The sequence below is a fragment of the Acinetobacter sp. DL27 genome, assembly GCF_055810995.1.
Genome location: NZ_CM147947.1, coordinates 1 through 25,142 on the forward strand (window position 1 = coordinate 1; position 25,142 = coordinate 25,142).

The following is a 25,142-nucleotide window of genomic DNA, read 5'->3' on the forward strand; positions in this document are numbered from 1 at the left end:
ATGCTTTGGACGGACTGCTTAACTCGCTTGCGACAAGAGCTCTCTGGGAATGTCTTTACAATGTGGATACGCCCTTTAGTTGCAGAAGAGTTAAATGACACACTACGTCTTTATGCTCCCAATCCCTATTGGACACGTTACATTCAAGAACATCACCTAGAATTGATTACAATTTTAGTGGAGCAGCTCTCTGAAGGGCGTGTACGTAAAGTTGAAATTTTAGTCGATTCACGCCCGGGTGCAATTTTATCTGCGAGTGAGCAACCTGCAACGACGACTGCAGCTTTAGAGTCTGCTCCAGCACCTGTTGTGCGTCCGAAAAAAGAAAAAGAAGAAGGGAATTCTAAAAACAGCCGTAAACGTCAGTTAAATCCTTTATTTTCCTTCTCACTTTTTGTGGAAGGTCGTTCAAACCAAATGGCTGCTGAAACGTGTCGTAAGGTTTTAACTCAGTTAGGTGCTTCTCAGCACAATCCCTTATTTTTATATGGCCCGACTGGTTTAGGTAAAACACACTTAATGCAAGCAGTGGGCAATGCCTTGTTGCAAGCCAAACCGAATGCACGTGTCATGTATATGACGGCAGAAAGCTTTGTTCAAGATTTTGTTAGTTCTTTACAACAAGGCAAAGTGGAAGAATTTAAAAAAAATTGCCGATCTTTAGATCTATTGTTGGTCGATGATATTCATTTGTTGGCGGGTAAAGAGGCGAGTTTAGTAGAGTTTTTCTATACTTTTAACGCACTTTTAGATGAATCTAAGCAAATTATTCTGACTTCAGATCGCTATCCAAAAGAATTAACGGAATTAGATCCACGTTTGGTTTCACGCTTTTCTTGGGGCTTGTCGGTTGGGGTTGAGCCACCAGATATTGAAACCCGTATTGAAATTTTGCTGAAAAAAGCAGAAAGCAATGATGTGGAATTACCACGAAACTGTGCGTTATTTATTGCGCAACAAGTGGTTGCAAACGTACGTGAATTGGAAGGTGCGCTGAATAAAGTGGTGGCCATTTCACGCTTTAAGGGTACAGCTATTGATTTGGATGTTGTGCGTGAGTCATTAAAAGACGTCTTGGCCATTCGTGCACGAACCATCAGTACTGAAAATATTCAACGTGTGGTGAGTGAGTACTTTAGAATTCCACTCAAAGAGTTGGTTGGGCCTAAACGGACCCGTATTTATGCTCGTCCACGCCAATTGGCAATGGGCTTGGCACGTGAGTTAACGGGAGACAGTTTCCCTGAAATTGGTATGGCCTTTGGCGGTCGAGATCACAGTACCGTCATGCATGCTTGTGAAAAAGTTTTAAGTCTGCGCGATGAAGATCCGATCTTCAATGAGGACTATAAAAACTTGCAACGCTTGCTGCAAAGTTAAGCAAAATTGCTCAAATTCTATTCTTGCAATGCGGCATGTTCTGCCGCATAGTACACTGCTAAAAACACATTTATTTATTATTTTATCTTCAGTTTTTCGAGGAATGTATCGTGCGTTTAAAAATCGCGAAAGAAAGCTTACTTAATGTTCTATCACATGTCGTAGGAGCGGTTGAACGTCGCCATACTTTAAATATTCTCTCAAATGTTAAAGTACAAGTAACCCAAGCGTCGTTGACGATCACAGGTTCAGACTTAGAAGTCGAATTGGTTGCAAGTACCCCTCTTACAGAAGGGGCGTGTTTACAAGCGGGTGAAACGACCGTTCCTGCACGTAAGTTGATGGATATTTGCAAATCTTTACCGACTGCAGCACTGATAGACTTACAAATTACTGAAGATCAGCGTTGTATTTTAAAGTCTGGTAATAGCCGTTTTGTGTTGGGGACTTTACCCGCTGAAGATTACCCGTTATTGACCACAGAGAACACGCAAGGCACGCAAGTTGCGGTGACACAGCGTGAATTAAAGCGCCTATTTGAAAAAACTGCATTTGCTATGGCGGTGCAGGATGTGCGTTTTTATCTCACGGGAACCTTACTTGAAATTGATAATAATCAACTGCGTGCAGTGACCACAGACGGCCACCGTTTAGCTCTGTGTGAAACTGTCGCTAGCTCAAATGCCACTCAATTGATTCAAGCGATTGTTCCACGTAAAGCAGTGGGCGAATTACAACGTTTATTGAGCATTGAAGATGAACAATTGGCGTTGTTAATCGGTCGTGAACTATTGAATGTGACTATTTCTATTGCCAGTCGTGACAAAGAACAAGGGGATACCACGGTTCGTTTCACCACAAAACTGATTGACGGTAAGTTCCCTGATTATCGCCGTGTGATTCCACGTGGTGGGGATAAAAATGTGTTAATTGCACATGATGTCTTTAAGCAATCTTTACAACGTGTTTCGATTTTAAGTAATGAAAAACTACGTGGTGTGTTCTTAAACTTTGCCGCAGACACTTTGCAGCTGCGTGCCAATAACCCAGAGCAAGACGAAGCCGTAGAGGATTTGGCGATTCAATATAATAATGCGCCAATGGAAATGTCTTTTAATGCCCAATATATCTTGGAAGTCTTAGGCGCATTGGATGGTGATGATGTGTCAATGACGATGACCGAAGCAAATCAATCGGTTCTAGTGCAAGATCCAGCTCATCAAGATCAGACCTATGTGGTCATGCCAATGCGTGTTTAAGCCCTAGGTTCAGGCATGCAAATCACGCGTTTAAACATCGAACGTGTTCGAAATCTCAGAACGGTTGCTCTCCATGGATTGCAACCGTTTAATGTTTTTTATGGACAAAATGGTTCAGGTAAAACCTCAATTTTAGAAGCCATTCATCTGTTGGCGACTGGGCGTTCCTTTCGGACCCATATTCCGAAACACTATATTCAAACCGACACCCAAGACGCGATTGTCTTTGCCCAATCCAGTTCTGAAAAAATAGGGATGCAAAAGCTGTTGTCTGGTGAACAGCTCATCAAGGTCAATGGCGACAACATTGCCACTCAAGGCCAGTTGGCTAAGATTCTTCCTTTGCAACTGATTGATCCGCAAAGTACCGATATTATTGATCATGGTGCCAAGCCTAGACGGCAACTATTAGATTGGCTGATGTTCCACGTGGAACCTGAGTTTTATCATGCATGGCAATATTATTCACGGGCATTAAAACAGCGTAATAGTTTACTGAAAACACGACGGAATCTAAGTCTGGCAGATTTGGAGCCGTGGAACAAAATGCTTGGTGATTATGGGGAAATGCTGCATTCGCAGCGCGTCAGCATTGTGGAGCAGTGGAAGGGCTTTTTTGAGCAAGATTTAAAACACCTGCTGCCAGATATCGAGGTTCAGTTAGAATATAGCCCTGGCTTTCATACCGAGTTAGGGTTACTGAATGACCTGCAAAGTCATCATCAAAAAGACCTTGAACGGCGCTATACCGAGTATGGTCCACACAAGGCAGATTTGCGTTTAAAAACAAGCCTTGGCGATGCCGATGTCGTGCTGTCACGTGGACAAAAAAAGCTGTTAATCATAGCCTTAAAACTGTCACAGATTGCAATGCTACATGCTTGTAATAAGGAAACTGTGGTATTATTAGATGATCTGACAGCAGAATTAGATTTAACAGCACAACAACGTTTAATTGAGCGATTGAGCCAACTGGGTAGTCAAGTTTTTATTACCACTTTAGAGTATGAATCAGTCAAAAATCACTTACATGATTTATCTATTTCTTATCAATTATTCTGTGTTGAAAACGGTCAAGTTCAAGTTGTCGCACAATGATTTTAGATTTTACCCATCACGGGATAGACCTATTTTTCGCTAGGGAGAAACCATGAGTTCAGAAGATCAACAAGCTGCTTCTCAAACGGAACAAACCACAGAAAAAGCTTATGATTCCTCTAGTATCAAAGTATTACGTGGATTGGACGCAGTACGTAAACGTCCGGGTATGTATATTGGTGATACGGATGATGGTTCAGGCTTACACCATATGGTGTTTGAGGTGGTGGATAATGCGATCGATGAGGCGCTTGCAGGTCACTGTGATGAAATTTTGGTGACGATTCACGAAGATGAATCTGTAAGTGTATCGGACAATGGGCGCGGTATTCCGACCGATATTCACCCTGAAGAAGGGGTTTCTGCCGCAGAAGTGATTTTAACCATTCTGCATGCAGGTGGTAAGTTTGATGACAATAGCTACAAGGTTTCAGGTGGTCTACATGGTGTGGGCGTATCAGTTGTGAATGCCTTGTCACGTAAGTTGGAACTGACCATTCATCGTGCAGGTCATATTCATCAACAAGAATATAAACACGGTGATCCGGTTTACCCACTGACTGTTGTGGGGGATACGGATACCACAGGAACAACTGTCCGTTTTTGGCCAAGTGCTGAAACTTTTAGCCAAACCATTTTCAATGTCGATATTCTAGCGCGTCGTTTACGTGAATTGTCTTTCTTAAACGCGGGCGTGCGCATTGTTTTGCGTGACGAGCGTATTCATGCAGAACATGTGTTTGACTACGAAGGCGGTCTGTCTGAGTTTGTGAAATATATTAACCAAGGCAAAACCCATCTGAACGACATTTTCCATTTCACCGTACAGGCTGAAAATGGCATTGGTGTTGAAGTGGCGTTGCAGTGGAATGATACCTATCAAGAAAACGTACGTTGCTTTACCAACAACATTCCACAAAAAGATGGTGGAACGCATTTAGCGGGTTTCCGTGCGGCATTAACACGTGGTCTAAACAGCTACATGGAAAACGAAAACTTACTCAAAAAAGAGAAAGTAGCGGTTTCTGGTGATGATGCACGTGAAGGTTTAACTGCGATTGTTTCAGTGAAAGTGCCTGATCCGAAATTCTCTTCACAAACCAAAGAAAAGTTGGTTTCAAGTGAGGTGAAACCTGCGGTTGAACAGGCAATGAATAAATCATTCTCTGAATATTTGCTTGAAAACCCGCAAGCTGCAAAATCAATTGCAGGCAAAATCATTGATGCGGCTCGTGCCCGCGATGCGGCACGTAAAGCGCGTGAAATGACGCGTCGTAAAAGTGCGTTAGATATTGCAGGCTTACCAGGTAAGCTCGCAGATTGCCAAGAAAAAGATCCAGCATTGTCTGAATTGTATCTAGTCGAGGGTGACTCTGCTGGCGGTTCAGCTAAGCAAGGTCGTAACCGTAAGATGCAAGCGATTTTACCGTTGAAAGGTAAAATCCTAAACGTAGAACGTGCGCGTTTTGACAAGATGATTTCATCTCAAGAGGTTGGCACGCTGATCACGGCATTGGGTTGTGGTATTGGCCGTGAAGAGTACAATCCGGACAAATTGCGTTATCACAAAATCATCATCATGACCGATGCTGATGTGGATGGTTCGCACATTCGTACCCTATTGTTGACCTTCTTCTTCCGTCAAATGCCTGAGTTGGTGGAGCGTGGTTATATTTATATTGCTCAGCCACCGCTGTATAAGCTGAAAAAAGGCAAGCAAGAGCAGTATCTGAAAGATAATGATGCGCTTGAAACCTATTTAATTTCAAACGCGATTGATGAGCTTGAATTGCACATCAGCGATGCTGCACCTGCAATCCGTGGTGAAGCTTTAGCGAATGTGATTGCGGACTATCAAACGTCTCAGAAGAGCTTACAGCGTTTAACTGTACGTTATCCTGCCAGTGTCTTAGATGCGTTGATTTCGGTTGAAGGCTTTAAGCTTGATCAAAACCATGACCGAGCTTATGTCGAGCAATGGGCTGAACAAGTGCGCAGTGCTGTGGCAGAGATTCAACCGAGCTTGCGTCCTGAGTTAAGCTTAGAAACGTTTGAAAAAGAACTGGCAGATGGTCAAAAGATCGAGACTTACTTACCTCGTATCACCATCTATGTACACAATCTGCCGCACAGCTACTTATTAGATGCAGGCTTATTGGGTTCTGGTGAATATGCCCGTTTGTTGAAAAACTCCAAGAGTTGGTTCACGTTGTTGGAAGATGGCGCATACCTACAAAAAGGTGATCGCAAGATTGCAGTTACTAACTTCCATCAGGTATGGCAACATATTTTATCTGATTCCCGTCGTGGCATGATGATTCAACGCTATAAAGGCTTGGGTGAGATGAATGCGGACCAGCTTTGGGAAACGACTATGGATCCTGAAAACCGCAACATGTTGCAAGTTACCATTCAGGATGCGATTGAAGCCGATCGTATGTTCTCTTGTTTGATGGGTGACGATGTGGAACCACGTCGTGCATTCATTGAAGAAAATGCATTGAATGCGGATATTGATGCCTAAGCGCTTTACAAAATAAGCCAAAAAAGCACCCTACGGGGTGCTTTTTTTTACAGCATTTCTTATGATTTTGAATAAAATATAAGCAATGCACACTGTTATTAAACTGACTTATAGCGATGTCATGATGTGAGTATCAAGTCTTTTGCACAGTGCAAAATGTGAGGTCATTATGATGGATAATCAACTAGAACAAGTACGCGACATTTGGGTGAATGCATTTTTTACGGGCAATTATGAAGTTTTAGCTCAATATGAAGATGAGCATTTTAAGGTGGTCTATGAGCAAGCTGATCGTGTGGAGAGTAACTATACGCGCTATGAAAAGATCGCACATGCTGTGAAAAATGGGGTTTGGAAACCTCAAAAACCCGATGTCGAATTTGAAGAATTTGAGTTTAACCGTGACCAAACACGCTGTCAGGTCTTGATCGGTTTGGTTGAAAATCGCCAACAAATCCAAGAAACATGGGTCTTCGATCAGGGATGGAAAATACAAGAATTACGTTTTTTAAAGGCGCAAAGAGCTGTATTAAATTAAGGAAAAAGAGCGCAAAAAAGAGGATGGATTTGCCTAAAACAACTGAATAAATAAACAGCATTAGCCTGTGGATAAATAAAAATAGCACTTTATATCAGCTGCTAAAATACGTATAATTTTATCCACAGTTGTTCTAGGTGCGGTCTTTAAATTTAAAACCATGCCTTATTTTTAAATTTAAATCGATCTTTTAAATTTATTCCCTCTTTTTAAATTCAAAACTTGTTGTGTTGAAAGGTGCGTGTCTGCACATGATGGATATTCTCTATCTGTTGTGAAGGTTGTGTTTGGCTTTCAGTTGTGAAATTTATGGAAATAGGACTGTATATAGTTGAATATTCAATTAATTAAGCTAAATTAAACAATCTTGTTTTTTGCTTTTTAAGAATTTCTAAATAATAAAAATCAATCAATTTATCGCTTTATTTATTAAGCAATAATTTTAATTTCAATCACTTATATTTTTAAAATACTCAGACTATGCGTGTCTTATTGAATTACATGTATAGACCGAAAAGGCATGTTTTTGGAAATCGATTGGTGTTGCAGCAAAGTAAATAGATCAAAATGGTTAAGACATAAAAATGCCCGCGATGCATAAACATGGCGGGCAGGGTGTATGAGGAAAGATTATTCGTTTTCGAATGAGCTTTCGAGCTCTTCAAGTTCCATCATCAGCTCTAGCATTTGTTCTTCAGCTTCACTGACTTGGTTTTTAAGTTCAGTTTGCTCATTCATTAGTTTCATGAGTTCATCTTTGCGTGCAGCGTCATATAGGCCAGCATCACCGAGTAAACTTTCAATGTCGAGTAAACGTGGCTGGTGTTTTGCCAGTAGGCTTTCACATTTTTCGATATTTTTACGAATCGGACGCGTTTGTTCACGGCGCTGTGCAGCTAATTTACGCTGCGCTTCTTTATCAACCTTTGAAACGATAGTTTTTTGAGTGCTGACTTTAGACACGATCGGCGCTACGATTCCGCCTTGTTTAATCATTTCTAGGCGCGCTTGGCGTAACCAGTTGGCATAATCGTGTAGATCACCTTCAAATTCGGTCGATTTTCCAGCATGGACTAAAATGAGGTCATCACACACGCTGGCAATCAGTTGGCGTTCATGCGAAACCAAGACCACAGCACCTTCATAGTCTTGTAAAGCCATGGTCAGGGCATGGCGCATATCTAAGTCTAAATGGTTGGTCGGTTCATCTAGAATCAAGACATTGGGACGTAACCACACGATTAAAGCCAGTGCCAAACGTGCACGTTCGCCACCAGAGAAACTCTCGCAAGGGGTATCCATCCGTTCGCCACTAAAGCCGAAACTGCCTAAAAAGGCACGTAAGGTCGCTTCACTGATTTTTTTATCCGCAATGCGTGCCAATTGCAGCATTGGGCTGGCCGACTCATCCAGTGAATCCATTTGATGCTGCGCAAAATAGCCAATATTTAGCAGTTCTGAGGCTTTACGTTGTCCTGCCAATAAAGGTAAATCACCGACCAAAGATTTGATTAAAGTCGATTTACCTGCACCATTCATCCCCAATAAGCCAATCCGGCTCGTCGGGGTGATTTGTATGTTGATATTGGTGGCAATCAGTTTTTCACCATAACCAATATCAGCCTGTTCTAGAGTCAGCAGTGGTGAACTCATTTTAGTGGGTTCACGGAAGCTAAAGGTAAAAGGGGTATCGACATGTGCAGGCGCAAGCAGCTGCATCCGTTCCAATTGTTTAATTCGGCTTTGTGCCTGACGTGCTTTAGTGGCTTGGGCTTTAAAACGGTCAATATATTTTTGAATATGTGCCCGTGTTTCGAGCTGCTTTTCATAGGCTTGTTGTTGTTGTGCTAAGCGTTCTGCACGAGTGGTTTCAAAGGTAGAATAGTTACCGCTATAGAGGGTGAGTTCTTGATTTTCGATATGCAAAATACGGTTGGTAATCGCATCTAAGAAATCGCGGTCATGCGAAATTAAAATTAGGGTGCCCGTATAGGCATTTAACCAATCTTCTAACCATAAAATAGCATCGAGATCTAAGTGGTTGGTTGGTTCATCCAGTAATAATAGATCCGAACGGCTCATCAAAGTACGCGCTAAGTTTAAACGCATTCGCCATCCACCAGAGAAACTCGAAACTAAGAGTTGGTTTTGATGTTCCATAAAACCCAGACCCGCCATAAGCTGAGCGGCTTTAGCGGGTGCGGAATAACCGTTAATTTCGTCGAATCGGCCATGTAAATCAGCCAGTTCAGTGTCAGTTAACTGTTCAGGATGGTTGAGCTGTTGTTGAATGTTCCAATATTCTTCATCACCGGTCAGGACGAAATCAATTGCAGCCATATCTAAGGCTTTTACTTCCTGTGCCATGTGCGCCACCGTCCATACGGCAGGGCGGCTTAGGGTGCCATCATCAGGACCTATCGAGCCTAAGAGCGCAGCAAACAGGGTTGATTTTCCAGCACCGTTGACACCGATGAGACCAACTTTCCAACCCGGATGGATTTGCATGGAGGCTTTTTGAAATAACACTCGTCCACCACGGCGCAATGAAACTTGATCAAGCTGAATCATGGAACTATCAAATATCAGAAAAAGGTGCGCCTATTCTAATGGATGCGTCAGCAAAAGACTAAACATTCAAAATTTATCTGAACTGAAATCTCTAAGCGTTTCTTTATAAGGGGAGGATGAAACCATTTGACCTTTGGTCGGAAAGCTAAAAGTTGACCTTTTTTGACCTATATTGAGGAATAGCACACAGATATATTTCCCCAGTAAAACAAAAAATATGAAGGGATAATAATGAAAAGAAAAGGATTTTTTATTTTATCGACGCTAGCACTGTGCGGCTTCTCAAGTATGGTGCAGGCGAAGCAGCAGGTGTGTGTCTTCGACCTATTGGGTAAAGCAGGGGAATCTTATAAATTCTTAGAAGAATGGGCTTTGGTCAGTAAAAAATGGGGTGCACAGGTACAGTTGATTTCATTTCAGGACGAAGACTTAGCCGATAAAGCTTTTCAAAATGATAAATGCGATGCGGTGTATATGACCTCGATGCGCGCGCGCACCTATAACAAGTTCGCAGGTTCGATTGATGCCTTAGGCGGAGTACCAAGCAATAAAATTGCACAAAAGGCGGTGGAATATGTACTCGATCCCAGAAATACCAAGCGCATGACTACTACGCTGCAAGGGGACAGTTATGAAGTGGCAGGCATTGGCTTGATTGGTTCAGCCTATATTTTTGTAAAGGACCGAAGTCTAAATACCATCGAAAAAGCGCAAGGTAAAAAATTTGCCATTCTGCATTATGACCGGGCACAACGGGTGATGGTAGAGCGAGTGGGCGCTGTACCTGTGATGTCGGATATTTCCAACTTTATAAAAAAGTTTAATACAGGCGAAGTCGATGTGGTTGCTGCACCTGCATATGCCTATAAACCCTTAGAAATTGAAAAAGGTCTAGGCTCTAAAGGGGCTATGCTTAACTTTCCCGTGGTCAATGTCACTGCAGATTTAATTGTCAGACCCGAGCGTTTTCCTGCTCAATTTGGCGAGCAATCACGGCAATGGTTTTTGCAAAAAATTCCGCAATCCTTTGCTATGGTCCAGCGACTTGAAGCTGCGATTCCCAGTAAAATCAAAATGCAGCTCAGCAAAGAAGACAAAGAAAAATATCAGCGTTTGCTACGGGAAGGGCGCATTGATTTAACCAAACAAGGGGTCTATGACCCAGGCATGATGCGCGTGTTAAAAAAAGCCCGTTGTACGGTTGAACGCACCAATTTTGAATGTTCATTGGGCGGTGAATAAGGCGAAAATCTGTATTTCTTTGTAATATTAAGCATCATTCATGTAAAAAGGATGATGCAGAGTTTTTATTTTAATATGATGAATTTAAAATGCTTTTAATAATCCTGTGAAAATAAAAATGAGAGAAAAGAAAAAATTTGCCCAATTGACAGTAATTTTTGAGTAAATGCTCTATTTTTTTAATTTTAACTTGCTTAATATTTTGCATGTGTATGGACACCTGTCAAACAACAAAACGAACAAGGACACAAGAATGAAAAAATTAACCCTCGCACTCGCTGCTTTTTCTGCTTTGGGTGTAGCGTCGACAGCACAAGCGGCTAAAGTGGACATCTGTGTATTTGACTTGCTTGGCAAATCTGGTGAGTCGTATCAAATGGCGCAAGAATGGGCTTTGGCGGCAAAGGGCTGGGGAGCTGAAATTAATTTGATCCCTCGTCAAGATGAAGCCGTTGCTGACAATGACTTTAAAGCAGGTAAGTGTGATGGCGTGTTTATGACCGCTATGCGTGCACGCCAGTACAATAAATTTGTCGGTTCTATTGATGCATTGGGCGGCGCTCCAAGCAATGCTATTGCACAACGTGCGATTACTTTTGCATTGGATCAGCGTAATGCGACCAAAATGGTGACCAATCTTGGGGGTAAAAAATATGAAGTGGCAGGGATTGCACCTTTAGGTTCAGCTTTTATTTTTGTACGAGATAAAAGTATTAATTCCATTGAAAAAGCGGCGGGTAAAAAGTTTGCAGTCTTGGGCTATGACGATGCCCAAAAAATCATGGTGCAACGCGTCGGTGCGCAAGCGGTGATTTCCGATGTGTCTAACTTTGTGGCGAAGTTTAATAATGGTCAAGTTGATATGGTCGGGGCACCGGCTTATGCTTATAAACCTTTAGAAATTTATAAAGGTTTAGGCACGAACGGCGCAATGTTTAACTTCCCTGTACTACAAGTGACAGCTGACTTTGTGATTCGCCCAGATCAATTTCCCGCAGGCTTTGGACAAAAATCGCGAGATTGGTTTGTGAAAAACCTACCGAAAAGCATAGCAATGATTGGTCGTTTAGAAGCAGGCATTCCTGCAAAATACAAAATGAACCTCACAGCAGAAGACAAAACCAAATATCAAAAAATGCTGCGCGATGGTCGGATGGATATGACCAAACGAGGCATTTATGATCCAGCAATGATGTCGGTCTTGAAAAAAGCCCGTTGCTCGGTGGATAAAGCCAACTTTGAATGCTCACTGGGCGGTGAGTAATTTGCCGAGTGTAATCAAAGAAAGCTCAGTTTAAATTGGGCTTTCTTTTTTGCTTTTAATCGACCAATTTAAATGGATTTGACGCAGCTAATTTGTATAGCGCGTAAGAAATGAGTGGTTTTGAACCAATTGAAGTGTCAGTCGGGGCATTAAAAATAACAAAGAGCACAAGTGAATGGCTCATCACAACAAACAACAATAAGTCAAAAGGAAGATATATGAAACAGTGGATGAAAAGCCTCAGTGTCGGGACATTAGTCATTTCTGCAACAGCGATGGCACAGGCCAAACAAATGGTTTGTGTATTCGACTTAGTCGGTAAAAATGGTGATGTATATAGCTTGATGAAAGATTATCAGTTGGCGGCTAAAAACTGGGGCGCGGATATTGAACTGCGGGTCGGACAAAACGAAGCCGTGATTGCTGAGGATTTTAAAGCAGGAAAATGCGATGCCATTAGTGTTACGGGCATGCGCGGGCGTCAATTTAATTCGTTTACAGGTTCACTTGACGCGATTGGTGCGATTCCCGATCTCAATTTAGCGGTTAAAGTGATGCAAGGCTTGGCCAGCCCAACTTTTGCTAAACATATGGTCAATGGTAAGTATGAAGTGGCAGGTGTGATTCCTGTGGGGGACGCCTTTTTATTGGTGAATGACCGTAGCATCAATACTGTAGCGAAAGCCGCAGGCAAGAAAATTGCGGTTTTAGACTATGATCAAGCGCAAAAAGTCATGGTTCAACAAATTGGTGCGCAAGCTGTGAGTGCCGATGTCACTAACTTTGGTGCAAAGTTCAATAATGGTCAAGTCGACATTATTGGTGCGCCTGCTGCGGTTTTTAAGCCCTTAGAGTTACATAAAGGCTTGGGAACGAAAGGGGCAATTGTGAATTATCCGATTTTACAGGTCACAGGTAATATCATTATTCGACCAGATAAATTCCCTGCAGGTTATGGACAAAAATCACGGGAATGGGTCAAAGGCCAGCTACCGCGTGCATTCGGTATCTTGGGTAAAATGAAAGCTGAAATTCCGCAAAAATATTGGATGCAGGTGCCAGCTGCAGATCAACCGGGTTATCAAAAGATGATGCGGGAAGCACGAATTGATCTCACCAACCGCGGTATTTACGATAAGCGAATGATGAAACTGTTATGGCAATTCCGTTGTAAGCAAGCGGCGAAAAACTTTGAATGTGGACTACAGGATGAAAATTACAAACAATCTTGAGGAAATTAGTCTGATTTGACTTTAAATATTCAAATAGGGACCATATATTGAGTATGCTATACTCGAAATATGGTCTTTTTGATTTGAAAGACAGCTGAACCGAACTGAGGAATCTAAGATGAATGCCCAAGCACTTGAACTAAGCGACAATGCCGCAAATAAAGTACGTCAATTACGTGACAGTGAAGGGAATCAAGATTTAATGCTCCGTGTGTATGTCACGGGCGGTGGTTGTTCAGGTTTTTCTTATGGTTTTAACTTTGCTGAAAACCAAAATGAAGACGACGCAGAATTTATCAATGGTGATGTGAAAATGTTGGTTGACTCATTGAGTTATCAATATTTGGTCGGTTCAGTGGTGGATTATATTGAAGGTTTGGAAGGTTCACGTTTCATCGTGCAAAACCCAAATGCAACGACGACCTGTGGTTGTGGTTCATCTTTCTCGATCTAAACCTGATCTGATTAAAAAAGCCCTCATGATGAGGGCTTTTTTATGTGCAATCATTCGCTTTCAATCGAGTTTAATCGCATCCAGTAAGTCAAAAATAATCGTGGTGACATCTTGGCTTAAGTCACGGTTATTAAAAACTTCATAGGCAGTAATGGTGACATCGGTGTCACTCGGTAACAGTTTCTGTTCTTCTTCAATCAAGTCATTGATTGGTAAAAGCGTCTGTTTAACTTCCAGATGTAAAACATCCTTAAACTCTAAATTTTCATCTTCAAGTTCTAACAGCTGCTCGTTAAAATAGGGCAATAGAATAGAATGGAGATAAGGTTGAATCTCAACAATATCAAAGATTTCGATATCACGAGTTTCTTCAATCGTACTGATGTGGTCATTTACTTCGATTAAGATATGGTAGTAACTCACATTCGTCTCCAAAGCTTCTAGTGGATATTCAATTATTTACAATAACACGAACCCGAGTCAAGATGTGCTGTGATTGTATTTCATACACATATTAAAATTAGGGGGTTTTTTTAGCAATTCATCATTTCAACGGGCATTAAACAATGCAATATCGGCACTTTTTAAACGGAAATGCTGCATATCTTGCTCTTCTAGCATTGGGTACATCAGGGCTTTCGGATCATTATGATGTTTCATTCCGAGGGCATGGCCAAATTCATGCGCTAAAGTCAGACGTAAGTCTTCTTTGGACTCAAACTCATAAATATGAATTTCACGCCCATTGAACAGTCCTTTATCAAATAGACGGGGTTGGAAGCGTTGGTTGAACTGGTCGATGGCCAGATTATGGCCTTGATCTAAGCGGTTCAGTTGATCTACCTTTTGATTGTAGGCATTCACTTGCAGGTTAAAGCTGGCAATTTGTTGGTCTAAAACGTGTTGCTGTTGACGCAGCTGCACCAAACTCTGTTGTACGGCCGCTTGCTGCGAAGCAGGGACTCCGCCGTGCTGGTTATACTGACGGATCATGGCATTATAGTTTTGGCTAAGGTCTTGTAGACTCTGTTTTTGCACATCTAAAGCCCCTGAGTGACGTGCCAGATTTTGTTGCATGGCTTTGAGTTCAGTATTTTTTTGACTCAGCCCGTGTTCATTTTGTGTCAGTTTAGACAGTTGATCACGGCGTTGTACCGACTCATCTTGACGTTGGTCATAAATGAGTCGAATACTGAGCCGAGCATTGGGGTCATAGACAAAGTAGTCTTGGCCTAAACCCTGTTTCCAAATATCCGTGGCTTGCTGGCTAATGTACTTTAACTCATGTTCACTGAGACCAAAACGCGGATCGACTTCCGCAATACGATAGCGAATACGCTGATCGAATGGATGGGTGAGTCGATCCAGCAGGGGATTGAGGCGCAGCTGAGGCTGTTGCATATTTTGATACAGAATCAACCCTAAAAAGCTCAGTAAAGCAAACAAGAGACTTTGACGCATATTTCTTCATATATCTTTATTTTTAGCTACTTTAGCGTAAAAAACACCTTTGCAACAAAAAAATGCGTCTTCTCTGTGGGCTTAAATTATCCCCAGTGCTGTCAGACTTTGTTTGACCAGTTGCTCACGTACGCTGGCTGAAATTCCCGTTTTCATATGCATATTCAAAGCAAAATACACTTTTTCACTTGTTGCTGTTTCGACCCAGCCTGTCCACCAGCCCACTTGCGGTTCTAGGTCCATGCCCCAACCAGATTTGGCGTAGAGTTTATAATTCGGTTTTTGTTCAATCAGCAGCATGTCTTGTACGGTATGTTGCACATCTGGCTTAAAAGCGAGTTGTGTATTGGCCAGCTTCTCTACAAAAAGGACTTCTTGAACAGGCGTAATTTGCAGTGGACCGACTAACCAAAAATTATCGACAACGGTGTCAATCTGTTGATTGCCATATCCAATGCGTTGCACTTCTTTTTTCATCAGATCTAGGCCAATGCGCCGTGCTAGCTTCTGATAAACAGGAACGGCAGATGCTTGCATGGCTTGCCCTAAAGTCATGTCTTTTTCCCAAGCAGGGAAGCTGCGCTTTTGACCATCCCATTTAAATACCTCGGTGCTAGTTGCTTTACCATGTTCTAGTCCGATTAAGGCATTCAGCATTTTAAAGGTAGAGGCGGGTACCTAGAGTGTCTGAGCACGGCTCAAGTCATTGCCGTAGCTGTGTAAGCCATGCTTATCCTTAATGACAATCACCCCTGTGGTTTGGAGTTTATTGAAGGCTTGTTGGATCTGCTGCTGCGCGCTTTGCTGATGTTGGTTTTTAGCTGTTTCTACGGAGGGGCTTATTGTGGTTCATGCAGAACCGAAGGTAGCAATGAGGGCGATGAGGCCCAAATGTAAATTTTTCATTGAAGGCTGAGATCTAAATTTTTTATCAGCCTAAGGTAAAAGTGGAATGTGAAACAACAATATTGAGGTAATAAAAAACCGCGCTTTCGCGCGGTTTTTTATTAAAGAGACAAATTATTTTTTGTCATCTTTTACTTCAGTGAACTCAGCATCTACAACGCCATCGTCCGCTTTTTGTTGTTGACCAGCGTCACCACCGAATGCATTCGGGTCGAAACCTTCAGCACCGCCTTGACCTTGCGCAGCTTCATAAGCGCGTTGCGTGATCGGCATGATGATGTTTTGAAGTGCTTCAGTTTTCGCTTTGATGTCTTCTACATCATTTTCTTTAGTTGAAGTTTCAAGCTCAGCGACTGCAGTTTCAACAGCAGTTTTTTCGTCAGCAGTTACTTGCTCGCCTAGATCTTTCACTGCTTTTTGAGCAGAAGATACCAATGCATCCGCTTCGTTACGTGCTTTCGCAAGTTCTTCGAACTTACGGTCTTCTTCAGCATTCGCTTCAGCATCTTTGATCATTGCTTCGATTTCAGCATCAGACAAACCTGAGTTTGCTTTAATCTGGATTGATTGCTCTTTACCAGTGCTCTTATCTTTAGCCGATACTTTTAAGATACCGTCAGCGTTAATGTCGAACGATACTTCAATTTGTGGCACACCACGTGGAGCAGGTGGAATGTCGCCTAATTGGAAGTTACCTAACAATTTGTTTTGCTGTGCCATTTTACGTTCACCTTGGAACACAGAAATGTCTACAGCAGGTTGGTTGTCCGCAGCAGTTGAGAACACTTGAGATTTCTTCGCAGGAATCGTGGTGTTTTTCTCAATAATTGCTGTTAAGACGCCACCCATGGTTTCGATACCAAGTGTCAACGGAGTCACGTCAAGAAGAAGTACGTCAGTTTTGTCACCAGACAAGACCGCACCTTGAATTGCAGCACCCATTGCTACCGCTTCGTCAGGGTTCACGTCTTTACGTGGTTCACGGCCGAAGAACTCTTGTACTTTTTGTTGTACAAGTGGCATACGAGATTGACCACCCACCAAGATTACGTCAGAGATGTCGCTTGTTGAAAGACCAGCATCTTTAAGCGCAATACGGCAAGGTTCGATTGTACGTTCAACTAAATCAGCCACTAAACCTTCAAGTTTTGCACGTGTTACGTTAATCACTAAATGTTTAGGACCAGTCGCATCAGCCGTGATGTACGGAAGGTTAATTTCAGTTGCATTTGACGAAGAAAGCTCGATTTTTGCTTTTTCAGCTGCTTCTTTCAAACGTTGTAATGCAAGTGGATCTTGTTTCAAGTTGAAGTTTTGTTCTTTCTTGAACTCTTCAACCAAGAACTCGATTAAAGCGTTATCGAAGTCTTCACCGCCAAGGAAAGTATCACCATTGGTTGATAACACTTCAATTTGTTGGTCGCCATCAAGATCAGCGATTTCAATGATAGATACGTCAAAAGTACCACCACCTAAGTCATAAACTGCAACTTTACGGTCGCCTTCTTTTTTGTCCATACCGAACGCAAGTGCAGCAGCCGTTGGTTCGTTGATGATACGTTTAACTTCTAAACCTGCGATTTTACCCGCATCTTTAGTTGCTTGACGCTGTGCATCGTTAAAGTAAGCAGGAACGGTAATCACCGCTTCAGTTACTGTCTCACCTAAGTAATCTTCTGCAGTTTTCTTCATCTTTTTCAAGATTTCAGCAGAGATTTGTTGTGGTGCAAGTTTCTTGTCGTTTACTTCAACCCAAGCATCACCATTGTCAGCTTTGATGATTTTGTAAGGGACAAGACCGATGTCCTTTTGAACTGCTTGGTCTTGATACTTACGACCGATCAAACGTTTGATTGCGAATAATGTGTTTTTAGGGTTAGTCACTGCTTGACGTTTTGCAGACTGACCCACCAAGATTTCGCCATCTTTATACGCAATAATCGATGGTGTTGTACGTGCACCTTCAGCGTTGTCGATCACTTTAACTTTGTCGCCTTCAAGTACAGCGACGCAAGAGTTTGTTGTACCTAAGTCAATACCAATGATTTTAGCCATTTGGATGATTCCTCAAAAATTTTTGCAATGTTTTTGCTTGTTATTCGATATGAGAGCCGTTCAATTTTTTTCAAGTGATAATCAAGAAAAAATTTTACAAACTCTCGAATTTATAGAGTTTATGCGCCAACCATGACCATTGCTGGACGAAGCAAACGACCATTTAAGGTATAACCTTTTTGTAATACCGTTCCGATCTCGTTGGCTTTCGCATTTGGATCAATCCCGACTGCTTGATGCAAGTCCGCATTGAAACCATTTGCTGTATCAACTGCGACCACACCAAATTTTTCCAGTGCAGTCAGTAGCGATTTCAACGTTAGTTCCACACCTTCAAACATTGGTGTTTTTTCCTCACCCGATGCGCTAAGGGCACGTTCTAAATTATCCACTGAGTCCAGTAACTCTTTTGCGAATTTTTCGAGAACGGTGTCTTTATGCTTATCGGATTCACGTTGAATACGCTCTACACTTTTTTGTGCTTCGTATACAGCATTTGCAGTGCGTGCTTTTTCAAGCTTTAGGCTTTCTTCAAGATTGGTAATTTGAGCTTGTAAATCCTCAACTGAAACTTCAGCTTGCTCCGTTTCAGCTTGAGTTTGCGCTGTTTGTGAATCCGCTTGCTCTTGCCCTAGATCTTGAGCTTCTTGATTGTGCTCAGTCGCCATTGATTTACTCCGTTTAAATGGGTTCTTAAACATGTACAGTCCTTCAGGCATCAGTGTTAACTGGGTTAATCTGAACTGCCATGCGTCATTGAATTCAGGATTACTACAAAAGGTCGGGGCAACAGCCAAAAATTCAAGCGGCTTCAGTGATTAATTCATTTATTTTTGGTAAAAATTTGCTGAAATCAGGCTTTCTAGGTGCTTATTCTGTGCAAAGGTCCATTTCCAATCCTGCTTGAGTTTTTTATGTTGACAAAGGCTAATCGTTACATTGAATTATTTTAATTAAATTTATCTGTTTTACTAATTTTTCGCTTGACCACATAATGAGTTCATCAGCGGTGATCATACTTTGTGGAGAGAGTAAAGTATGGTGACTGCGACCTATTTGCATAGCTTGGGGAAACCCTCTTAATTTAGAGATTTAGGTTTTTGAATAGTACGTCTCCCAAAAGTACTCTATTCGGTGCAAAGGTATAATGCTGTCAGAGTGATTCGAGCTTTGCACTCAAAATTCGATTTTAAGGCTGTGGTTTATTTATTTTTGTATGCTTTCTCGAGCTTAATCTACCTTGGATTAAGCTTTTTTTTTGCTTCAACTTTAAAAATAACATTATTTAATCGTGTATCAGCATACAAGAGTTCTGCAATACTGAAGAGTTGATGGTGTAAGCATAGAGTTCCTATTTATGCTGCTCACCGAAGAAAGAAATAATGCAGAATCAGCATATTAACTTGAGCTGCTGTGGAGATGTAGTCCTAAGGCGGTATTTGTACCCAATTAATAAAAAATTGCACAAGTTGTACTCGAGTCTGCAAAAACTACAACTCAGAACGTGTGTAAAAGTTTTCGGATTTGACAAAGATAGGCAGGGCAAAGTTTGGCTTTGCTATTTTTGTATGATGTAAAAGGAAATGAAAGAATGTTAAATAAGAAAACTGCATTAGTGTCTCTAGCGCTTTTAGGTTCAGCATTTGCCATCGTGGGCTGTAGCTCAAGTGAAACCAGTACTGCACCAGAGTCCGCTCAAGTGACCACTGCACCAGATGCAACTGCAACCGTTGAGGGAAGTGCTGGAGTCGAGGTTCAAGCAGATCCTGCGGCTCAGATTGAACCCATCCAATCTACACCTGCGACAACACAACAATAAAACTTAAAAGAGAACTTCTCTTACATTCGCTTTGTTAAAGACCTTCACAGGATGCCGTGAAGGTCTTTTTTAGGGAGTAAATAACTCAAGCTGTTCAGCCGTCTTATTTCATCAGTCTGATGTGCGATGACGATTTTATCGCTCTTGACGTGAGTTATCCCAACCTCTGTTTTGATTGTGGTGTTGATCATCGGGACGTTGCTTACGATCGTTATGGGATTGTTTGCGTCGATCTTCAGTTCGTTGACGCTCTTGCTCACGACGTTTGCGTTCGGCATTTTGTCGTTGCTGACGCTCAGCATCATAACGTTTACGTTCTTGGTTTAATCGCTCTTGATCACGCTTTTTCTGTTGCCAGTCGTGATGACGTTGGTTAGCGATCCGTTTGCGCTCAGCTTCAATACGTTGCCGTTCTTGTTCGCGGTTTTGGCGTTCCCATTCAGCATGTCTTTGGCGGTTTCGGTCTGCCTCGCGACGTTCGCGTTCGATACGGTTTTGTCGTTGTTGGTATTCCCAACGTTGTCGGTCTCGTTCATAGCGATCATGTTGGTCGTAGCGTCGATCGTCATAATCATAGCGGTGGTCATAGCGTCCGTCATGATAGCCATCCTCAGGAAAAGCCACACAACCAACAAACAAGGTGCTGATGAGTGAGAGGAATATTATTTTTTTAGTCATCGCAGGTCTCCTTCATAAAAACGGAGTAGCAAAACACTCCTAAATCGGCATAAAAATTGTCAATGACAAGCTCTTAAAAGAAGATTAGCTTATAGGACGTATTGCTATGTATCTTGATGTGAAGACTTATATAAGAGAATGGTCACGTAAGTGCTGATCATGTAGAGAATATGAAGAACGATAAAAGGATATCATTGACATGGGCGTGTTGAATCGCACTTTACAACAATGGATGGAACAAGGCCAAGGCAGTGCGGCACGAGTGATTGATCGCTTACCGACAGTAGCACAAGAAGGCTTGGTTAAAGCGCTGGGTTATCCTCACCAGTTTGAGCAATTAGATCCCTTTATGAAATGCTTAATGGCAGCTCAATATAAGCAAGGCAAATCGGGCTTTATTTTTGAAGACTATCATCGTTCGCGTAAATTGTTTGATCATCAAATTCAAATGTTGACCGCGAAACCCAGCGCGGTAAAACAAGTGGAAGATTTACGTCTACCTTTACAAAGTGGAACTGTATTTGCGCGGCATTATCATCCTGCACCGAATAAGAAACTTCCGATGTTGGTGTTTTATCATGGCGGCGGGTTCGTGGTTGGCAGCCTCGACAGTCATGATGAAGTCTGTCGCTTACTTGCAATCCATGCCAAAGTGCAGGTGCTCAGTATTGACTATCCTTTGGCGCCAGAAGTTGGTCCGAATTTATTGATTCAATCCTGTGAAGATGCTTTGGCTTGGGTCTATCAAAACCGTCGTCAGTTCAAAATTTTGAAAAATCGAATTGCGGTGGCTGGCGATAGTGCAGGTGGTAATATCAGTGCCGTGGTGGCGCAGCGAACTGCTGCAAAAGCTTATGCGCCAAGTGCACAACTGTTAATTTACCCCGTGGTCGATTTCAAAAGTCGCCATCCATCGTTCTTTGCTTATAAAGATGGACTGACCTTAACGGGGCAAGATGTCGATAGAGTGACGTCGTTGTATGCTGAACAACATCAGGTAGCTCTGGATGATCCTATTGTTTCGCCGACTTATGGCGTATTAAAAAGTGTCGCACCCGCTTTTGTCATCACCGCAGGTCATGATTTATTGCATGATGAAGGTGAAATTTATGCCATCAAATTAAAGCAGCAGGGCAATAAGGTTTATTATCAGAATTATCTAGATCAACCCCATGGGTTTGTGAACTTCACCATCATTTCTCGTCGGGCAAAAAAAATCACCATAGATATGGCAAAGGATTTTAGAAAATTTTGGGATAAGAATGCCAAATAAAAAAGCATGAATTTTAAAAAGAATGTTTCACGTGGAACATTCTTTTTTTATTTAGAGCGGATTTTGGCTTCTGGAAAAACGAGCTGAAAGCTCGGGACATAAAAACTTTGTAGAGCCTTGGCTTGGCCAAAGTCTGGAAAGAGAGTGGTATGGTTTTGCCATTCAAATTTTTTCAGTTTCATTAGCTTTGCGCGAAACTGTGGAGAAAACTCATAACGTTGACCTTGCCATGCTTGCTGTATTTTGAGCATAGAACGTGGAATGTGATGACTATTAATATAAAACGGACGTGCCTTTTTGCACTGGGTGAGTGTTAAACACAGGGTTTGGTCTTGAGTGCTGAGTTGACATTGTGTTGTTTCGTGCTGCGTATGCCAGTCAAACTGAGCGAACTCTTTCGGAATACCCCAAAGTTGTTGACCATGTTCAACTGAAATCTGTGTAGACACATAAATTTTAGGAATCGAACTTAAACGCCGTTTGCTCAGTAAAGGATGGTCGAGTAAAAGTAGTTCATCATAAGGTCCAACAGGGGATTGATGATAACGCACCAACATGACTTGAACCACACGACCAATCGGGGACGGGGCAATACGAAACGCGTTATATTGTCGAATAAATTGCGGACTAATCCAATAATTCAAAATAAAGGCTTCACCTTGTAAATGCCAAGGTGGGAATTGACTCAATTGAGACAGGGCTAAAGCTTCATTCATCGTTATTCTCGTTTTCTTAGAAGAAGTAGTGTTTTATTTATACTGAACGATTAATATACCGAAATCTAATAACATCTGAATGCTGTGAGTAACGAAATGTTAAAGAAGAGTTTAGTTGCAGTGGCGGCTACATGTATGAGTATGGCGGTCATGGCAAATAACACGATTGTTGAAATGAAAACATCAATGGGTAACATCGAAATTGAACTGTTTAATGATAAAGCACCAATCTCAGCAAAAAACTTTGAAGACTATACGAAAGCTAAGTTTTATAGCGGAACGATCTTTCATCGCGTCATTCCGGGTTTCATGGTGCAAGGTGGGGGCATGACTGCGGACCTTGTAGAAAAACCAACACGACCAGCCATTCAAAATGAATCAAGTAATGGTCTATCTAATAAACGTGGCACTTTGGCGATGGCACGAACCAACTTACCGCATTCTGCAACCAGTCAGTTCTTTATTAATGTGGTGGATAATAACTTTTTAGATAAAAGTACCAATAACGCAGGTTATGCGGTTTTTGGTCGGGTCACTAAAGGTATGGATGTGGTAGATAAAATCACTAAAGTACCGACAGGACGTGCAGGGCCACATCAAGATGTACCGAAACAACCTGTTAAAATTCTCAGTGTGAATATTAAAGCAGCAGCAGTGCAAAAGTAATGAAAAAAGAAAGCAGAAATATTAAATTTATATTTCTGCTTTAAAATTATTGAGTTAAGTTCGTGGTTGTTTGTTTTTGAACCTTTTTAGTGCATAAAAATACAACACCCGATAAAACAACCAGTTAAAAGCACTTGCAAAGCTTTAGAAATCCTCTAGAATGCACCCCATACCGACGAGATAGACGGAAACGAACGAAGCACGAAGTGCTGAGTTGTTAAGTATATTGAGTCCAGCTTCTAGCACTGACGAGGTGTTAGAAAGATCATTAAGAGATTATGAAGAACAACTTGTGTGGATTTTTACTGATTGATCGATCGAAAATATTTCATTGATTGATGGTAAGAATTACTCGAAGTTTATTTGAGAAATATTTGTCAGAAAATTGATGAGCCAAGATTTGTAGCCATAAGCTACTAATGATTTTAACTGAAGAGTTTGATCATGGCTCAGATTGAACGCTGGCGGCAGGCTTAACACATGCAAGTCGAGCGGGGAAGGGTAGCTTGCTACCTGACCTAGCGGCGGACGGGTGAGTAATGCTTAGGAATCTGCCTATTAGTGGGGGACAACATTCCGAAAGGAATGCTAATACCGCATACGCCCTACGGGGGAAAGCAGGGGATCTTCGGACCTTGCGCTAATAGATGAGCCTAAGTCAGATTAGCTAGTTGGTGGGGTAAAGGCCTACCAAGGCGACGATCTGTAGCGGGTCTGAGAGGATGATCCGCCACACTGGGACTGAGACACGGCCCAGACTCCTACGGGAGGCAGCAGTGGGGAATATTGGACAATGGGCGCAAGCCTGATCCAGCCATGCCGCGTGTGTGAAGAAGGCCTTTTGGTTGTAAAGCACTTTAAGCGAGGAGGAGGCTACTGAGATTAATACTCTTGGATAGTGGACGTTACTCGCAGAATAAGCACCGGCTAACTCTGTGCCAGCAGCCGCGGTAATACAGAGGGTGCGAGCGTTAATCGGATTTACTGGGCGTAAAGCGTGCGTAGGCGGCTTTTTAAGTCGGATGTGAAATCCCTGAGCTTAACTTAGGAATTGCATTCGATACTGGGAAGCTAGAGTATGGGAGAGGATGGTAGAATTCCAGGTGTAGCGGTGAAATGCGTAGAGATCTGGAGGAATACCGATGGCGAAGGCAGCCATCTGGCCTAATACTGACGCTGAGGTACGAAAGCATGGGGAGCAAACAGGATTAGATACCCTGGTAGTCCATGCCGTAAACGATGTCTACTAGCCGTTGGGGCCTTTGAGGCTTTAGTGGCGCAGCTAACGCGATAAGTAGACCGCCTGGGGAGTACGGTCGCAAGACTAAAACTCAAATGAATTGACGGGGGCCCGCACAAGCGGTGGAGCATGTGGTTTAATTCGATGCAACGCGAAGAACCTTACCTGGTCTTGACATAGTAAGAACTTTCCAGAGATGGATTGGTGCCTTCGGGAACTTACATACAGGTGCTGCATGGCTGTCGTCAGCTCGTGTCGTGAGATGTTGGGTTAAGTCCCGCAACGAGCGCAACCCTTTTCCTTATTTGCCAGCGGGTTAAGCCGGGAACTTTAAGGATACTGCCAGTGACAAACTGGAGGAAGGCGGGGACGACGTCAAGTCATCATGGCCCTTACGACCAGGGCTACACACGTGCTACAATGGTCGGTACAAAGGGTTGCTACCTAGCGATAGGATGCTAATCTCAAAAAGCCGATCGTAGTCCGGATTGGAGTCTGCAACTCGACTCCATGAAGTCGGAATCGCTAGTAATCGCGGATCAGAATGCCGCGGTGAATACGTTCCCGGGCCTTGTACACACCGCCCGTCACACCATGGGAATTTGTTGCACCAGAAGTAGGTAGTCTAACCGCAAGGAGGACGCTTACCACGGTGTGGCCGATGACTGGGGTGAAGTCGTAACAAGGTAGCCGTAGGGGAACCTGCGGCTGGATCACCTCCTTAACGAAAGATTGACGATTGGTAAGAATCCACAACAAGTTGTTC

General features: G+C 42.4%; 19 protein-coding genes, 1 rRNA gene and 1 pseudogene. 13 read left to right on the forward strand and 8 right to left on the reverse strand.

The annotated features are described in order from the left end of the window. The 5 genes from dnaA (at position 1) to AC0KVP_RS00025 (ending at position 6,799) form a co-directional block, all read left to right on the forward strand. On the forward strand, positions 1–1,380 hold the full coding sequence (dnaA, locus tag AC0KVP_RS00005) for a chromosomal replication initiator protein DnaA (protein WP_004697428.1): 1,380 nt from the start codon (positions 1–3) through the stop codon (positions 1,378–1,380). A 110-nt stretch (positions 1,381–1,490) separates the two neighbouring features. Then, entirely contained in the window at positions 1,491–2,639 is a 1,149-nt protein-coding gene (gene dnaN, locus AC0KVP_RS00010; protein ID WP_159153738.1) for a DNA polymerase III subunit beta, read from the forward strand. Positions 2,640–2,654: 15 nt separating this feature from the next. Continuing rightward, positions 2,655–3,737: a DNA replication/repair protein RecF gene (recF, locus tag AC0KVP_RS00015; protein ID WP_078390109.1), complete on the forward strand. Its 1,083-nt coding sequence runs from the start codon at positions 2,655–2,657 to the stop codon at positions 3,735–3,737. A 52-nt stretch (positions 3,738–3,789) separates the two neighbouring features. Then, positions 3,790–6,261 (forward strand): DNA topoisomerase (ATP-hydrolyzing) subunit B, encoded by a 2,472-nt coding sequence (gene gyrB, locus AC0KVP_RS00020; RefSeq protein WP_004697421.1) that lies wholly within the window; start codon positions 3,790–3,792, stop codon positions 6,259–6,261. A 169-nt stretch (positions 6,262–6,430) separates the two neighbouring features. Further along, entirely contained in the window at positions 6,431–6,799 is a 369-nt protein-coding gene (locus AC0KVP_RS00025; protein WP_005401770.1) for a hypothetical protein, read from the forward strand. A 630-nt stretch (positions 6,800–7,429) separates the two neighbouring features. On the opposite strand, the gene AC0KVP_RS00030 is transcribed toward AC0KVP_RS00025, so the two are convergent. Beyond that, complete coding sequence (locus AC0KVP_RS00030) at positions 7,430–9,370, reverse strand: ATP-binding cassette domain-containing protein (protein WP_473338092.1); 1,941 nt, start codon at positions 9,368–9,370, stop codon at positions 7,430–7,432. Between the two features lie 231 nt (positions 9,371–9,601). Between AC0KVP_RS00030 and AC0KVP_RS00035 the strand changes: the two genes are divergently transcribed. The 4 genes from AC0KVP_RS00035 to erpA all read left to right on the forward strand — a co-directional run bounded on the left by AC0KVP_RS00035 (position 9,602) and on the right by erpA (position 13,562). Further along, a complete protein-coding gene (locus tag AC0KVP_RS00035) occupies positions 9,602–10,612 on the forward strand; it encodes a putative solute-binding protein (protein ID WP_171263905.1) in 1,011 nt (336 codons plus the stop codon). 253 nt (positions 10,613–10,865) lie between these two features. Beyond that, the gene (locus tag AC0KVP_RS00040; protein ID WP_058951454.1) at positions 10,866–11,876 is read left to right on the forward strand and encodes a putative solute-binding protein; all 1,011 of its coding nucleotides are present in this window, start codon (positions 10,866–10,868) and stop codon (positions 11,874–11,876) included. A 230-nt stretch (positions 11,877–12,106) separates the two neighbouring features. Then, positions 12,107–13,108 carry a putative solute-binding protein gene (locus AC0KVP_RS00045; protein WP_406935418.1) on the forward strand — a complete coding sequence of 334 codons (1,002 nt, stop codon included), beginning with the start codon at positions 12,107–12,109 and terminating at the stop codon, positions 13,106–13,108. 118 nt (positions 13,109–13,226) lie between these two features. Next, positions 13,227–13,562, forward strand: a complete 336-nt coding sequence (gene erpA / locus AC0KVP_RS00050; RefSeq protein WP_004697409.1) for an iron-sulfur cluster insertion protein ErpA — start codon at positions 13,227–13,229, stop codon at positions 13,560–13,562. A gap of 60 nt (positions 13,563–13,622) precedes the next feature. Here erpA and AC0KVP_RS00055 read toward each other — a convergent pair whose 3' ends face one another. The 5 genes and pseudogenes from AC0KVP_RS00055 to grpE all read right to left on the reverse strand — a co-directional run bounded on the left by AC0KVP_RS00055 (position 13,623) and on the right by grpE (position 18,652). Next, a complete protein-coding gene (locus AC0KVP_RS00055; RefSeq protein WP_005401765.1) occupies positions 13,623–13,997 on the reverse strand; it encodes a hypothetical protein in 375 nt (124 codons plus the stop codon). Between the two features lie 114 nt (positions 13,998–14,111). After that, positions 14,112–15,023, reverse strand: coding sequence for a matrixin family metalloprotease (locus AC0KVP_RS00060; RefSeq protein ID WP_279742740.1), 912 nt, complete (start codon positions 15,021–15,023; stop codon positions 14,112–14,114). An 81-nt stretch (positions 15,024–15,104) separates the two neighbouring features. Continuing rightward, a pseudogene (gene blaOXA, locus AC0KVP_RS00065) lies at positions 15,105–15,866 on the reverse strand (class D beta-lactamase). A gap of 177 nt (positions 15,867–16,043) precedes the next feature. After that, positions 16,044–17,984, reverse strand: a complete 1,941-nt coding sequence (gene dnaK, locus AC0KVP_RS00070) for a molecular chaperone DnaK (RefSeq protein WP_005401744.1) — start codon at positions 17,982–17,984, stop codon at positions 16,044–16,046. Positions 17,985–18,103: 119 nt separating this feature from the next. After that, positions 18,104–18,652 (reverse strand): nucleotide exchange factor GrpE, encoded by a 549-nt coding sequence (gene grpE / locus AC0KVP_RS00075; protein ID WP_058951459.1) that lies wholly within the window; start codon positions 18,650–18,652, stop codon positions 18,104–18,106. A 923-nt stretch (positions 18,653–19,575) separates the two neighbouring features. Between grpE and AC0KVP_RS00080 the strand changes: the two genes are divergently transcribed. Next, positions 19,576–19,803 (forward strand): hypothetical protein, encoded by a 228-nt coding sequence (locus AC0KVP_RS00080; protein ID WP_058870663.1) that lies wholly within the window; start codon positions 19,576–19,578, stop codon positions 19,801–19,803. A gap of 135 nt (positions 19,804–19,938) precedes the next feature. Here AC0KVP_RS00080 and AC0KVP_RS00085 read toward each other — a convergent pair whose 3' ends face one another. Further along, positions 19,939–20,481, reverse strand: a complete 543-nt coding sequence (locus AC0KVP_RS00085) for a hypothetical protein (protein WP_473338099.1) — start codon at positions 20,479–20,481, stop codon at positions 19,939–19,941. 199 nt (positions 20,482–20,680) lie between these two features. Between AC0KVP_RS00085 and AC0KVP_RS00090 the strand changes: the two genes are divergently transcribed. Then, on the forward strand, positions 20,681–21,754 hold the full coding sequence (locus tag AC0KVP_RS00090; RefSeq protein WP_473338101.1) for an alpha/beta hydrolase: 1,074 nt from the start codon (positions 20,681–20,683) through the stop codon (positions 21,752–21,754). Between the two features lie 47 nt (positions 21,755–21,801). On the opposite strand, the gene AC0KVP_RS00095 is transcribed toward AC0KVP_RS00090, so the two are convergent. Continuing rightward, positions 21,802–22,470: an acetoacetate decarboxylase family protein gene (locus AC0KVP_RS00095; protein ID WP_159153729.1), complete on the reverse strand. Its 669-nt coding sequence runs from the start codon at positions 22,468–22,470 to the stop codon at positions 21,802–21,804. A gap of 96 nt (positions 22,471–22,566) precedes the next feature. Between AC0KVP_RS00095 and AC0KVP_RS00100 the strand changes: the two genes are divergently transcribed. Both AC0KVP_RS00100 and AC0KVP_RS00105 read left to right on the forward strand, forming a co-directional pair. After that, positions 22,567–23,136: a peptidylprolyl isomerase gene (locus tag AC0KVP_RS00100; RefSeq protein ID WP_148825243.1), complete on the forward strand. Its 570-nt coding sequence runs from the start codon at positions 22,567–22,569 to the stop codon at positions 23,134–23,136. Between the two features lie 426 nt (positions 23,137–23,562). Further along, positions 23,563–25,100: ribosomal RNA gene (locus AC0KVP_RS00105) — 16S ribosomal RNA — on the forward strand. Positions 25,101–25,142: the final 42 nt, after the last annotated feature.

Excerpts from the sequence above, each read along its gene's own strand:
- AC0KVP_RS00040 (WP_058951454.1), top strand. The coding sequence starts at position 10,866 with ATGAAAAAATTAACCCTCGCACTCGCTGCTTTTTCTGCTTTGGGTGTA.
- dnaK (WP_005401744.1), bottom strand. The coding sequence starts at position 17,984 with ATGGCTAAAATCATTGGTATTGACTTAGGTACAACAAACTCTTGCGTC.
- AC0KVP_RS00085 (WP_473338099.1), bottom strand. The coding sequence starts at position 20,481 with ATGACTAAAAAAATAATATTCCTCTCACTCATCAGCACCTTGTTTGTT.
- dnaA (WP_004697428.1), top strand. The coding sequence starts at position 1 with ATGCTTTGGACGGACTGCTTAACTCGCTTGCGACAAGAGCTCTCTGGG.
- AC0KVP_RS00090 (WP_473338101.1), top strand. The coding sequence starts at position 20,681 with ATGGGCGTGTTGAATCGCACTTTACAACAATGGATGGAACAAGGCCAA.
- AC0KVP_RS00030 (WP_473338092.1), bottom strand. The coding sequence starts at position 9,370 with ATGATTCAGCTTGATCAAGTTTCATTGCGCCGTGGTGGACGAGTGTTA.
- gyrB (WP_004697421.1), top strand. The coding sequence starts at position 3,790 with ATGAGTTCAGAAGATCAACAAGCTGCTTCTCAAACGGAACAAACCACA.
- AC0KVP_RS00035 (WP_171263905.1), top strand. The coding sequence starts at position 9,602 with ATGAAAAGAAAAGGATTTTTTATTTTATCGACGCTAGCACTGTGCGGC.
- AC0KVP_RS00100 (WP_148825243.1), top strand. The coding sequence starts at position 22,567 with ATGTTAAAGAAGAGTTTAGTTGCAGTGGCGGCTACATGTATGAGTATG.
- AC0KVP_RS00025 (WP_005401770.1), top strand. The coding sequence starts at position 6,431 with ATGATGGATAATCAACTAGAACAAGTACGCGACATTTGGGTGAATGCA.
- AC0KVP_RS00060 (WP_279742740.1), bottom strand. The coding sequence starts at position 15,023 with ATGCGTCAAAGTCTCTTGTTTGCTTTACTGAGCTTTTTAGGGTTGATT.
- AC0KVP_RS00045 (WP_406935418.1), top strand. The coding sequence starts at position 12,107 with ATGAAAAGCCTCAGTGTCGGGACATTAGTCATTTCTGCAACAGCGATG.
- recF (WP_078390109.1), top strand. The coding sequence starts at position 2,655 with ATGCAAATCACGCGTTTAAACATCGAACGTGTTCGAAATCTCAGAACG.
- AC0KVP_RS00080 (WP_058870663.1), top strand. The coding sequence starts at position 19,576 with ATGTTAAATAAGAAAACTGCATTAGTGTCTCTAGCGCTTTTAGGTTCA.
- erpA (WP_004697409.1), top strand. The coding sequence starts at position 13,227 with ATGAATGCCCAAGCACTTGAACTAAGCGACAATGCCGCAAATAAAGTA.
- AC0KVP_RS00095 (WP_159153729.1), bottom strand. The coding sequence starts at position 22,470 with ATGAATGAAGCTTTAGCCCTGTCTCAATTGAGTCAATTCCCACCTTGG.
- grpE (WP_058951459.1), bottom strand. The coding sequence starts at position 18,652 with ATGGCGACTGAGCACAATCAAGAAGCTCAAGATCTAGGGCAAGAGCAA.